General features: G+C 57.0%; 10 protein-coding genes. 6 read left to right on the top strand and 4 right to left on the bottom strand.

The window, feature by feature from the left end; translation table 11 throughout:
* Window positions 1–30: 30 nt before the first annotated feature.
* On the bottom strand, window positions 31–1,017 hold the full coding sequence (locus QSK07_RS09155) for a Gfo/Idh/MocA family protein (protein ID WP_285721431.1): 987 nt from the start codon (window positions 1,015–1,017) through the stop codon (window positions 31–33).
* A 146-nt stretch (window positions 1,018–1,163) separates the two neighbouring features.
* Between QSK07_RS09155 and QSK07_RS09150 the strand changes: the two genes are divergently transcribed.
* Complete coding sequence (locus QSK07_RS09150; protein WP_285721430.1) at window positions 1,164–2,852, top strand: chloride channel protein; 1,689 nt, start codon at window positions 1,164–1,166, stop codon at window positions 2,850–2,852.
* Here the strand turns inward: QSK07_RS09150 and QSK07_RS09145 are convergent.
* Window positions 2,849–3,352: a M48 metallopeptidase family protein gene (locus tag QSK07_RS09145; protein ID WP_013359120.1), complete on the bottom strand. Its 504-nt coding sequence runs from the start codon at window positions 3,350–3,352 to the stop codon at window positions 2,849–2,851. The two genes, QSK07_RS09150 and QSK07_RS09145, sit on opposite strands and share 4 nt — an antisense overlap.
* Before the next feature lie 83 nt (window positions 3,353–3,435).
* Here QSK07_RS09145 and rlmG point away from each other — a divergent pair, with 83 nt between their 5' ends.
* On the top strand, window positions 3,436–4,554 hold the full coding sequence (rlmG, locus tag QSK07_RS09140; RefSeq protein ID WP_285721429.1) for a 23S rRNA (guanine(1835)-N(2))-methyltransferase RlmG: 1,119 nt from the start codon (window positions 3,436–3,438) through the stop codon (window positions 4,552–4,554).
* Here rlmG and QSK07_RS09135 read toward each other — a convergent pair whose 3' ends face one another.
* Both QSK07_RS09135 and QSK07_RS09130 read right to left on the bottom strand, forming a co-directional pair.
* On the bottom strand, window positions 4,555–6,573 hold the full coding sequence (locus QSK07_RS09135; protein ID WP_285721428.1) for an NADPH-dependent 2,4-dienoyl-CoA reductase: 2,019 nt from the start codon (window positions 6,571–6,573) through the stop codon (window positions 4,555–4,557).
* Between the two features lie 207 nt (window positions 6,574–6,780).
* Window positions 6,781–7,488 carry a purine nucleoside phosphorylase YfiH/LACC1 family protein gene (locus tag QSK07_RS09130; protein WP_285721427.1) on the bottom strand — a complete coding sequence of 236 codons (708 nt, stop codon included), beginning with the start codon at window positions 7,486–7,488 and terminating at the stop codon, window positions 6,781–6,783.
* Between the two features lie 106 nt (window positions 7,489–7,594).
* On the opposite strand from QSK07_RS09130, the gene QSK07_RS09125 reads away from it, so the two are divergent.
* The 4 genes from QSK07_RS09125 (at window position 7,595) to QSK07_RS09110 (ending at window position 12,782) form a co-directional block, all read left to right on the top strand.
* A complete protein-coding gene (locus QSK07_RS09125) occupies window positions 7,595–8,404 on the top strand; it encodes a 5'-nucleotidase, lipoprotein e(P4) family (RefSeq protein ID WP_285721473.1) in 810 nt (269 codons plus the stop codon).
* Between the two features lie 579 nt (window positions 8,405–8,983).
* On the top strand, window positions 8,984–9,619 hold the full coding sequence (locus tag QSK07_RS09120; protein WP_098052324.1) for a carbonic anhydrase: 636 nt from the start codon (window positions 8,984–8,986) through the stop codon (window positions 9,617–9,619).
* Entirely contained in the window at window positions 9,616–11,091 is a 1,476-nt protein-coding gene (locus QSK07_RS09115; RefSeq protein WP_285721426.1) for a SulP family inorganic anion transporter, read from the top strand. Before QSK07_RS09120 ends, QSK07_RS09115 begins: the two co-directional genes overlap by 4 nt.
* Window positions 11,092–11,360: 269 nt before the next feature.
* Window positions 11,361–12,782 carry a GGDEF domain-containing protein gene (locus QSK07_RS09110; protein WP_285721425.1) on the top strand — a complete coding sequence of 474 codons (1,422 nt, stop codon included), beginning with the start codon at window positions 11,361–11,363 and terminating at the stop codon, window positions 12,780–12,782.
* Window positions 12,783–12,785: the final 3 nt, after the last annotated feature.

The following is a 12,785-nucleotide window of genomic DNA, read 5'->3' as shown; positions in this document are numbered from 1 at the left end:
GCAACTCCTCACAGACATATTTAGAAATATTTACACAGCAGCCTGGTCGGCCGGGAAGATCACGCCGGTCTGACGGCGGATTTCAGTCAGCAGCGCGGCGGTAATGCGCGAAACTTCGAGTCCCGGATGATCCACCTGACGCTGCTCAACCAGTCTGGCAAAAGCAGCCGCTTCATACAGCATGGTGTTGATATGCTGCGGCTGACTCAGCGTCTGCTTTTCCGCACCGCGAGGGATAAAGGTCAGCTGCTGGCACTCCGATAACTTTTCAATCACCAGCGCGCCCGCTTCACCCTGAATCTCGCTGGGCAGGCTGGAATCACTCACTTTTGAATGCAGAATCGTCACGTCGAAATCACCATAGCTCATCACTACCACGCCATGCGCGTCCACGCCGCTCGCCAGCAATGTCGCGGTGGCCTGCATACGGTCCGGCTTACCCCACAGCGCCACCGCCGAGGCCAGACAGTAATACCCGATATCCATTACTGAACCATTTGACCAGCGCGGATCGAAGGTATTCGGGTTCTCGCCGTTGAGATAGCGCGGATAACGTGAGGAGTACTGGCAGTAATTCAGCAGCGCTTTTCGCAGTTTACCCACGTCAGGCAGCGCCTGCTGTAGCCGCAGGAAATTTGGCAGGCTGGCGGTTTTAAACGCCTCAAACAGCACCACCTGATGCTCACGGGCGCAGGCGATCATCTGCTCCACTTCGGCCAGATTTGAGGCCAGCGGTTTTTCGCAAATGACATGCTTGCCGTGCGACATAAACAGCAGCGCCTGCTCGCAGTGCAGGGCATTGGGACTGGCAAGATAGACGGCATCGATCGCCGGGCTGGCGGCAAGGGCGTCCAGTGAAGTGAAGGTCTGTCTGCAGGGATAATCGGCGATAAAGGCGTCAGTCTGTTGCTGACTGCGTGAATAGACCGCGCAGAGCTTCATCGCGCCGGTTTCATGAGCGGCATCAATAAACTGGCGTGTAATCCAGTTTGTTCCCACAATGGCAAAACGAATCACGTCATCTCTCCGGCAGCGGTAAAGCGGCAGAGTAACATCTCTCCGACGCGGTGCAAGCGCGCCGGGCAGGCAGGGATTGATCCTGCGATCCGCATTCCAATACTATGCGGAGGCGATAATAAACAGGCATCAACCAGGGAGCACAGGTGAAAGCAAGTAAGCATGCATTAAACTGGACCACATTGCTGATTGCCATTCCGGTCGGATGTGCGGCGTCGCTGGTGACGCTGGCTTTTCGCGGCGTCATTGAACTGATCAACCATCTGCTGTTTGCCCGCAGTGGCGACATTACTGAATCACTGCATCTCTGGCCGTGGATCTTCTGGCCGCTGCTGGTGGGCGCAGGCGGGGTGCTGGCAGGCTTTTTCCTGCGTTATGCGGTTGCCATTGAGCAGCAGCAGACGGTGAAAACGGATTATCTTGAAGTGATCAACGCCCGGCTCGATGCGGTGCCGACCAAAACCTCACTGTTCCGCGCCTTATCGTCGATTGCCAGTATCGGCAGCGGTGCGTCGATAGGTAAAGAGGGACCGATGGTGCAGCTCTCGGCACTGTGCGGCAGCGCGATTGGCCGCCTGTTACCGTCCTCGCTTAACCTGAAAAACAGTGACGTGGTGGCGATGGCGGCCGCGGCGGGCCTCGCATCGGTCTACCATGCGCCGCTGGCCTCAGCGATTTTCGTCGCGGAGATCGCCTTCGGTATTTCTGCGTTGCAGCGGCTGATCCCCCTGATTATCGCCTCGGCGACGGCGGTGATGACCATGTGGGCGCTGGGTTTCCGCAGCGCGCTCTATCCGCTGGCAAACGCGAATTTCGCTATGGATATCAGTAGCCTGCTGATGACCGTAGTAATTGGTTTGAGTGCCGGTCTGGCAGGCTGGATGCTGATAAAGTGCATCGCCCGCAGCAAAGTGCTGTTCAGCCGGGTCGCCTTGCTGCCCGTGCGTCTGGGCGTGGGCGGCTTTGCGGTAGGCTTACTGGCACTGATCTCCACCGATATCCTCGGTAACGGTTACGAAGTCATCGTCAAAGTGATGGCGGGCGACTATCTGCTGCCGGGGCTGCTGCTGCTACTGGTACTGAAAACCCTCGCCACCAGCTTGTCGGTAGGGTCGAACGCGGTCGGCGGACTCTTTACGCCTTCGCTGCTGATTGGTGCACTGCTTGGCGTCATCATCGCAACGATTGGGGAAGCGCTACATCTGCCGCTGGGTAATGTGCTGCTTTATGCCGCGATTGGCATGGCGGCGGTGCTGGCGGCGGTCAGTCAGGCGCCGTTGATGGCGATGCTGATGGTGCTGGAAATGACGCTCAACAGCAGCCTGCTGTTTCCGCTGATGATTGCCACGGTACTGGCTTCAATGGTGGTCTATCGCCTGCAATCGGCCAGTACCTATCCGGTGGTGAGTCATCACTTCAGCCGTTCAGAGGCGAAATATGATTTCGATAATATGCGCATTGCCGAGCTGATTATTCCCGGTGCGGCACTACAGCCGGAAGAGTCAGTGGGGCAGGCGCTGGCGGTCAGCTCGCTGAAGCGTGAACGCTACGTCTATGTCATTAATGCCGCAGGTGCTTTCCTCGGTGTGGTGTCGATTCACGAAATTTCGCGCCGGGTGCTGGCGCAGGAGATCACCCTCGACTCACCGGTGCAGTGCGTGATGGATCAGGATTTCCCGGTGGCCTATCAGAATCAAAGTATGCGCGAGGGGTGGGAAGCCTTTGCGGCAGTCACGCTGGAGCGACTGCCGGTGCTGAATAATCCTCAGGAGCGACGCTTTCTGGGGGCGCTGACCAAAACCAGCCTGATTCAGAAAGCGCAGGAGTTTCTTTAAGCCGCGTTGCCGCGCATCGCCTGGTCTGTCATCCACAGGCGAGCATCAAATTCGAGCTGGTGGTAATCCGGCTCCATATGACAGCAGAGCTGGTAGAACGCCTTGTCGTGATCTTTCTCCTTCAGGTGCGCCAGTTCATGCACCACGATCATTCGCAGAAACGGTTCCGGCGCGAGGCGGAAAAAGGTCGAGATACGAATTTCCGCTTTCGCCTTGAGTTTGCCGCCCTGAATCCGTGAGATGGCCGTGTGCAGGCCAAGTGCGTGTTTCATCACCTTAATCTTGTTATCCCACATCACTTTGCTGATCGGTGGTGCATTGCGCATATAGCGATTTTTCAGCGCCTGAGTGTAGTCATAGAGCGCTTTATCACTCATCACGTCGTGCGTGTCGGGATAACGTTCCTGCAGAAACGCACCTAAGCGCTGGTGGGTAATCAGCGTCTGAACCTGCTCAAGCAGAGGGGCAGGATAGCCCTGAAGGTAGATCAGTGAGGACATTAGGGATTCCAGGCGAAAGACAGTATACTGCGCCCCCGTTTTTGGGGCGAAAATCAACCAAAGTGTACCACGCCGGAGAATTCATGAGCCAACTTGAACTGAACGATCGCACACTGATCCTGCATCGCTTCCCGCAGATGCGTGACGAAAGTCCATTACAAGCCTGGGATGCGGCTGATGAATATCTGTTACAGCAGGCGCTGCCGGAAGGGCCGGTGCTGGTCTTCAACGACAGTTTCGGGGCATTGACCTGCGCCCTGAATCCGCGCGAGATCTGGCACGTCAGCGACTCCTGGCTCAGCCAGCAGGCCGCCCGTCAGAACCTTTCCTTTAATGGGCTGGATGACAGCGACGTACACTTTGTTGATAGCCTGGCTGAACTGCCGGCGGCTCCGGCGGCGGTGCTGATTAAGGTGCCGAAAACGCTGGCGCTGCTGGAGCATCAGCTGCGTACCATTCGCGAAGTCGTCACACCTGATACGGTGATTCTGGCGGCGGCGCGCGCCAAAGAGATCCATAACTCTACCCTGCAGCTGTTCGAACAGATCATCGGTGAAACCAAAACCTCACTGGCGTGGAAAAAAGCGCGTCTGATTTTCAGCCAGTTCAGCAAGCCTGCACTGCGTGAGGCGATGCCGACGCTCGTCTGGCCGCTGGATAGCACCTCTTATCAGATTCACAACTACGCCAACGTTTTCTCGCGCGCGTCGCTGGATATCGGCGCACGACTGTTTGTGCAGCATCTGCCGGAAAACATTGAAGGTGAGATTGTCGATCTGGGCTGCGGCAATGGCGTGGTAGGCCTGGTGGCGCTGGAGCAGAATCCACAGGCCGAAGTGCATTTCCTTGATGAGTCTTATATGGCGGTCGCCTCCAGCCAGCTTAACGTGGAAGTAAACCGTCCTGACGATCTGTCGCGCTGCCAGTTCCTGGTGAACAACGTGCTGAGCGGCTATCCGTCAGATCGGCTGCATGCGGTGCTGTGCAACCCGCCGTTCCATCAGCAGCACGCGGTCACCGATCACCTTGCGTGGCAGATGTTCCGCGATGCGAAACGCTGCCTTCAGTATGGCGGCGAGTTGCGTATCGTCGGCAACCGCCACCTCGATTATCACCACAAGCTGAAGAAGCTGTTCGGCAACTGCACGCTGATCGCCTCTAACCAGAAGTTTGTGGTGCTGCGCGCGGTGAAAATGCGCTAGTCAGACCGTTAATGCCAGCTGCGTCGCCTGCGCAATCGCGCGGCGCGCATCCAGCTCCTGCGCGACGTCTGCCCCACCTATCACCGTCACCACCTGTCCTTGTGCATGCAGCGCGGCTTCCAGTTCGCGCTGCGGCTCCTGTCCGGCACAGATAATCACGTTATCGACCGCCAGCACCAGGGTTTCACCGTTGCGCCGCAGGTGCAGGCCGTTGTCATCTATTGCCAGATACTCCACGCTGCCCCACATCTCCACGCCGCGTGCCTGCAGACTGGCGCGATGGATCCAGCCGGTAGTTTTTGCCAGGCCGGCACCGGGTTTCCCCGTCCGGCGCTGCAGCAGCCAGATTTGCCGTAGCGCGGCAGGCGGCTCAGGTTTCACGATGCCGCCGCGCTTCGTCAGACTGTGGTCGATGCCCCATTCGGCGTAAAATGCCGCCCGATCCTCGCCATGGGAAGGCTGTGACAGATACTCCGCCACATCGAAGCCAATCCCGCCCGCGCCGATAATCGCCACCCGTTTACCCACCGGGCGCTTATCGCGTAGCACCTCAAGGTAGCTCAGCACGCTGGGGTGATCGATGCCCGGAATATCGGGCGTACGCGGCTGAATGCCGGTCGCCAGCACCACGTCATCGGCGTCACTCAGCTGTTCCGCCGTGACCCGACAGCCGGTTTTAACCGTCACGTCCGCAGCCGCCAGCTGATTGCGGAAATAGCGCAGGGTTTCGCTGAACTCAGATTTGCCAGGGATCTGCCGGGCAATATTGAACTGGCCGCCAATGTCGGGTGCAGCTTCATAAAGCGTGACCTGATGGCCGCGCTGCGCTGCCTGCAACGCAAATGCCATTCCGGCGGGACCGGCACCTACCACCGCCAGCCTGCGCGGTACGATGGTGGCGATGACCGGCATAAGCGACTCATGACAGGCGCGCGGATTGACCAGACAGGAGGTGATCTTCCCGGCAAATACCTGGTCGAGGCAGGCCTGATTACAGGCAATGCAGGTATTGATGCTGTCGGGTTGGCCGCGCTGTGCTTTGCTGACAAAAGCAGGATCGGCGAGGAAAGGGCGCGCCATCGAGACCATATCGGTGCAGCCCGACTGCAACAGCTGTTCGGCAACGGCGGGGTGGTTGATGCGGTTGGTGGCGATGACCGGTACTGACACGTGGGCGCGCAGGCGCTGCGTCACCCAGGCAAAGGCCGCGCGCGGCACGCAGGTGGCGATGGTCGGGATGCGCGCTTCATGCCAGCCAATGCCGGTATTGAACAGCGTGACGCCGCACTGCTCCAGCTCGCCCGCCAGCAGCAGCGTCTCCTCCAGCGTGCTGCCCTCTTCGATCAGGTCGAGCATCGACAGCCGGAAGATGATGATAAAGGCGTCGCCGGTTGCAGCACGCACCGCGCGGGTAATTGCCAGCGCGAACTGCATCCGCTGGCGGAAGTCGCCGCCCCAGCGATCGGTGCGCTGATTGGTGTGCTTTACCAGAAACTGATTAATCAGGTAGCCTTCGGAACCCATAATCTCCACGCCATCGTAGCCCGCCTGCTGCGCCAGACGGGCGCAGCGGGCAAAGTCCTCAATGGTCTGTTCAATCGCCGCCTCACTCATCGCCTGTGGCGTGAACGGGTTAATCGGGGCCTGACGTGCAGAAGGCGCAACCAGATCGGGCTGATAGCTGTAACGGCCGGTATGCAGGATCTGCAGGGCGATTTTGCCCTGATGCTGATGCACCGCCTGCGTGATCTGCCGATGCCAGCTGCACTGCGCCTCGTCGGTGAGCATCGCGCCATGCGCGGTGGTGACACCCTGCGCATTAGGCGCAATGCCGCCGGTGACGATTAGCGCGACGCCCTCACGCGCCCGCTCGCCATAGAACGCCGCCAGCCGGGCTGCGCCATCCGGATGCTCTTCCAGACCGGTGTGCATTGACCCCATCAGAAAGCGGTTTTTCAATTGGGTAAAGCCAAGATCCAGCGGCGTAAACAGCGCAGGATAATCAGGATTGACGGACATGATAGTCACTCACAGTCAAGTGGTCGGATGAGTTCACTCTAGCCACTTCTGCGTTAAAAAAAAGTGAAAGAATGTCAGGCTGTGAGTGAAATCATAAACATCGGCGGGGAAGGGCTGGTGAGCGGGAGCCGGGAGGTTGTGTTACGCAGCACCGCCATCCCCTGCATCGCTTTTGATGTTCAGCCCGGCTAACCGGCTCTGAAAACGCTAACGCCGCCGGATCCATGAATAGCGTGAGCGATAGCCGCTGCTATGGTGAGTATTAAAGCGGTAGCTTGATCCGCTCTCAGCCATGCAGTAGGTGCAGACATTCACGTTATCAATCTGCGCGGCCGGGACGCCCGCGTTCACCAGCAACTGCGTCGCCAGCGCAGGCAAATCGAACCAGACGCCCTGCTGGTGAGCAGAAGCCTGAGTACGCTGCGCCAGCGGGTTGACCGGCTGCTTCTGGTGCCAGCGCAGCCCGCGGGCAAACGCCGGGTTCTGCGCTATCTCCGCCAGTTGCGGTTCAGCCAGTTCATAGCAGCAGGGCCCCATTGCCGGGCCGATGGCCACCACCAGATCCTGCGGCTCACAGCCCTGCTCGCCCAGTTTTTCCACGGCGCGGGTCAGCACGCCCGCCAGTGTTCCCTTAAGTCCGGCATGAACTGCCGCCACGATTCGCTTATTACGATCGGCGAACAGCACCGGCAGGCAGTCAGCGGTGTAGACCGCCACCGGGCGCGTTCCGCTACCGATCACGCCATCCGACTCGCAGCTTTTCGGCGGGGTATTCTCAATGTCGGTGACCACGGTCGCGCTGTGGCGCTGATGTCCCCAGGCGGCATCTGCGGGAGGCGGCTCACCGGCGGGCTGAAACGCATAATCGAGCCACTCCAGCGAATCGAGTAACGGCGAGCGCGGGATCACGGCCATAAGAATCTCCTGTTATAACAGCGTGCGTTGGGCTGCCCACAGCTTACGTTAACTGCTACATTTTTGAAGCTTCTCCTCAGACCTTTCTCACCTTAAGGATGAAATGATGAAAACCTCCGCAAAACTCGCTGCATCCGGACTGGTCGCACTGCTGCTGACCGGCTGCACCTCGTCGTCACATCAGACTGCGCAACAGCAACTTGGTCAGCAATCGGTGCTGGCGCTGAACTGGTTCCAGCAGTCTGGTGAATATCAGGCGCTGACCTGGCAGGCGTTTAACACCGCGCGCATGGCGTTTGATCAGGCACCGTCGCTGACCGGCAAACCTAAAGCGGTGATTGTCGATCTGGATGAAACCATGCTGGATAACAGCGCCTACAGTGCATGGCAGGCGAAGAACGGCCAGCCGTTCAGCAGCAAAACCTGGTCAGCCTGGACGCAGGCGCGTCAGGCCAAAGCGGTGCCGGGCGCGGTAGAGTTTGCACGTCATGTGACAGAGCAGGGCGGCACGTTGTTCTATGTGTCGAACCGCGATCAGAAAGATTACGCCGCCACGGTTGCCAATATGCAGCAGCTCGGCTTCCCGAACGTCAGCGATAAAACGGTACGTCTGAATACCGACAGCTCCAACAAGCAGGCGCGTTTCGATGCCATCAAAAACGCGGGCTACAACGTGGTGCTCTATGTCGGCGACAACCTTAACGATTTCGGTGGCTCGACCTGGCACAAGGGTAATCAGACGCGTCGCGATTTTGTGAATCTTAACCACCAGCAGTTTGGTACGCACTTCATCGTGCTGCCGAATCCGCTCTACGGCGACTGGGAGAGCGGAATGGCGGAAAACTACAATAAACTGACACCGGAACAGCAGCTGTCAGTGCGGGAATCGCGGCTGCAGAGCTGGAACGGTAAATAATTTGTCAAGAAAAAGAGCCTGCCCGTTCAGGCTCTGTTCAGAAATGGCCTTGATTTACTTACTGCCGTCACTATTCTGCTGCAAATCAAATTAATCATCTCTTGCTTTAATCTTCTCTTATTACAGGCATATTTAACTGGCTGTCAGTAATTAAGCCGGTGGATTGTGCTAATGGTTAATTTTTTAATTAAGAGTATTCCTGGTAAAAAGCACACCGGTTGGTATGGCAGTGAATATCCCCTGCTTTATTAATTGTATTTATTTGTCAGCGATAACTTTAGTTTATTTTTATTCCTGTTTTATATAATTGATTTTATTGCCTTAATAAGGATGCTTATTTATCTTTCCTCATTTCTACTGCTGAATTAAATTTACCTAAACCTGACCTTTACTGACCGTTGACTGACAAATGCTGCGTTGTTAAATCGCTGTGAAATATTACGCGTGCATTGAAATTAGTTAGCGTCTATAACCTTTTTCTGTGACTCAGTTCTTATTAACCTGGCGGCTCACGCTTTATTTGTGAGCCGATACACTTTGTGGTTAGCCAGGATGCGACATCCCGGTAGTAGAGAGAAGATGATTGTGACGACACTTAAACCCTTATTAGCGAAAAATCGCAGTTGGGCATTACAGCGCCGCCAGCGTAATCCGGATTATTTTAATAAATTCCTTCATCAGCAAAAGCCGCACTCACTCTGGATTGGCTGTTCTGATAGCCGCGTTCCGGCAGAAGTCTTAACCGGCTCCCATCCCGGCGAACTCTTTGTGCATCGCAATATCGCCAACATGGTGATCGAGGACGATGACAATTTACTGAGCGTGCTGCAATACGCACTCTTCTTTCTCGGCGTTAAACGCATTGTATTAAGTGGTCACTATGGCTGTGGCGGTGTGGAAGCCGCGCAAAATCTGCCAGGCAGCGTGCTGGACGGGCAGGAGAGCGCGCTGGCGAGACGCATTCAGACCCTGCGTGATGATATTCAGCATGGCCTGGCAGAAATGCCCCTCTCAGACGCGGCGCCGGGCGAACAGCTCGCTCGGCTGGTTGAGGCCAATGTTAAGGCGCAATTCGCCAGACTGGTGAAATCTGAACCGGTCAGACAAATCTGGCAATCGGGCCAGGAACTGGAGGTGTTTGGTTGTGTTTACGACCTGCGCTCCGGCCATCTCAAAGAGCTGATTCATCAATCTGCAGAGGAGCCTTCATTATGAACCTCGATACCCTGCGTCGCGATATTCCTGCGGGTCTGGTGGTTTTCCTGGTCGCCTTACCGCTCTGCCTTGGCATCGCCCAGGCCAGCGGATTACCCCCGTTTGCCGGTCTGCTGACCGGTGTGATTGGCGGTCTGGTGGTCACCTCGCTGAGTCCATCCCGGTTTGCCGTCAGTGGCCCGGCGGCGGGTCTGGTCACCATCGTCGTTGCCTCAATGGCCTCACTGGGCAGTTTCTCCGCCTTTCTCACTGCGCTGATTATTGCCGGGGCACTGCAATGCGTGTTTGGTCTGCTGCGCGCCGGGCGGTTTATTTCGCTGGTGCCAGGTAGCGTCATCAAAGGGATGCTGGCGGCGATTGGCCTGCTGCTGATTATGCAGCAGATCCCGGTAGCGCTGGGTGCCGCTGGTGATGCAGAACTGGTGTCACTGGTGACCGGCCAGATGACCTTCTCGCTGCCCGCAATCCTGGTGGCGGGTGTCGGCCTGGCTATTTTATGTCTCTGGACGACCGCGCCGGTTAAACGCATCAAAGCGCTGGCCTGGATCCCCGGCCCGCTGATTGCTGTGCTCATCGGCTGTATGGCAACGGTAGCAGGAGGGCGGCTCTTCCCTGAAATGACGCAGGGGCTGGCACGCATTTCGTTGCCCGCCTTTGACAGCGTGTCCGCGCTGGTGGCTGAGCTGGAAACGCCCGACTGGATGGCCTGGCAGAATCCGCAGGTCTGGGTCGTAGCGGTGACGCTGGCATTGGTTGCCAGTCTGGAAACGCTGCTGAGTCAGGAGGCGCTGAAAAAACTGCGCCCTCAGACGCCCGCACCATCGCCCAACAAAGAGATGTTCGCGCAGGGTATCGGTAATCTGGTGGCCGGTTTTCTTGGGGCGATGCCGATAACGGCAGTGATTGTGCGCAGCTCGGTCAACGTCAGTGCGGGCGCGCAGACGAAGCTCTCGATCTTCATTCACGGCGGGCTGCTGCTGATATGCGGCATGTGGTTCAGCGAGATGCTGAATGCTATTCCGCTTGCCAGCCTGGCTGCCGTGCTGCTCTATACCGGTTATAAGCTGGCAACACCTAAACTCTTTGTTGAGCAGTTCCGGATGGGGGCACAGCAGTACGTGCCGTTTCTGGCCACCATCGTCGGCATTATCACGCTGGGTATGCTGGCTGGTATCGGCATCGGCATCGCCACGCAAATCCTCTACAGCATTTATAAGAGCCATCGCAACGCGCTGCAGCTTACCCGCTATGACGACCACTATGTGCTGCGTTTCCAGCAGAACCTGACCTTTATGCACAATCCAAAGCTGCAGGGATTGCTGGATGAGATCCCGGAGAATAGCGTAGTCATTGTTGATAACGACAATGCGGAATATATCGATCCCGACGTCAAAGCGGTGCTGAAAGATTTTGGTGATAACGCCGACAAACGCGGCATTCGCCTGAGTCAGTGGCCGGTCGCGGTAAAATAGCGCTTAGCGCAACGGTAACGTCGTTTAAAAAGTAAAAATCGGATATCTCGGATATCCGATTTTTTTATTTGCGAGGCATAATAAGTTCCCAGTTTCTGCTGTCATCTGATGGGGGTAGCCTCTGCAGGATAACGTTCCTGAATCAGCGCACGAAATGAGGTTTTATCGCCGGATGACATTGAGGGTATTCAGGATTTAATCATTCTGACACCACGTGCCTGTTCAGGCTGGCGTGGACAGCCAGCCTCTCTGCGACAAGGTCCGGATGTATGCGCATACAGCTGTTTGAAGTGCACAACGCTAAGAAGAACGCATTTTTGCTGTTTTCGATCACGCTTCTGTTTTGCTTTATCGGCGGACACCTGCGTTTCCCCCAGGAGCTGTCTCTGTTCTGGCCGGTCAACGCGATCGTCACTGGCATGATCGTCCGTAATCCTTTTCTGCATCAGACCCGCTCTTACCTGGCCATTTTTGCCGCGATGGTGTTTAACGACACCGTATTTTCCGGCTGGGCACTCTCTGCATTTACCCTCAACCTGGCGAATCTTCTGTTTGTGCTGGTGGCCGCCACGCTGCTGGTAAAGCACCTTCAGCACGACTCCGGCAGTGAGCGTATTACCAGTGTGCTGCGTATTTTTCCTGCCTGTCTGCTGGCTGCGCTGGCCTGTGCCAGCTGGGGATCGCTGGCACAGCAGGCTGATTTTAATGCCGGACTGGCGGTAGCATGGGGTGACTGGTTCAGCGAGCAGTTTTCAACCGGGCTGATGCTGCTGCCCTTTTTGCTGACGCGTGACTGGTCGTCGCTGTCGCCCCGCCAGTTTCTGCAAATCCGCAAGCTGGCACCGGTCATCGCTGTCATGGTTTCGCTGATGATCGGCGCAATGATGGGCGGCGCAGGCAGCCTGACGCTGCCGGTTCCGGCGCTGGTCTGGTGCGCCATTGTGTTGCCGATGCCGCTGACCACCCTGGTGATCCTGCTGACCGGCATTACCGAAATCATTCTGGTCTCTCATGGTGTGATGAACATTCAGGGCGATGATAATCTGTTGCCGCTCAGCCATCTGACCTCTGTGCGGCTGGGCGTGTCAACGATCGCGATCAGTCCGCTGATCGTAGCTGCAAGCATGGATGCAATCCGCCAGCTTAATCAGCGTCTGGCGCTGCGCGCGAATTACGATTTCCTGACCCGACTGCTGTCACGTTCCGGTTTATATGAAAGCCTGCGTGCGGAGCCGATTTTCCCGGATCGCAAAGTGGGCGTGATCTTGCTGGATGTCGATTACTTCAAAGCCATCAATGACAATTTTGGTCACGATGCAGGTGACAGCGTGCTGGAAGAGATCGCCCGACGGATACAGCGGGTGGTGGGTAAAGCAGGGCGTATCTGTCGCTTTGGCGGAGAAGAGTTTGTGGTGGTGCTGTTCGATCAGAACGCGGAAAAGCTTTATTTTCTGGCGGAGGCGATTCGGCAGAAGATGGCGAAAGAGAAGTTCTGGCTGCAGGGCAGCACGGCCACGGTGACCGTCAGCCTGGGGCTGGCGCATGGCAGTGCCGATGAGGCGACGGAATGGCACCGCGTAATTAACCGGCTGATCTCCGCGGCGGATAAAAATCTCTATCTGTCGAAGCGCAATGGCCGTAATCAGACTTCGCCGGTTAACTACCGCACGATTACCAGCGACGTGGCGTAACGT

It is taken from the genome of Pantoea sp. QMID4 (assembly GCF_030270445.1).
GTDB lineage: Bacteria > Pseudomonadota > Gammaproteobacteria > Enterobacterales > Enterobacteriaceae > Pantoea > Pantoea vagans.
Note: the sequence above shows the minus strand (reverse complement) of the source record. Positions and strands in the feature narration are given on the sequence as shown.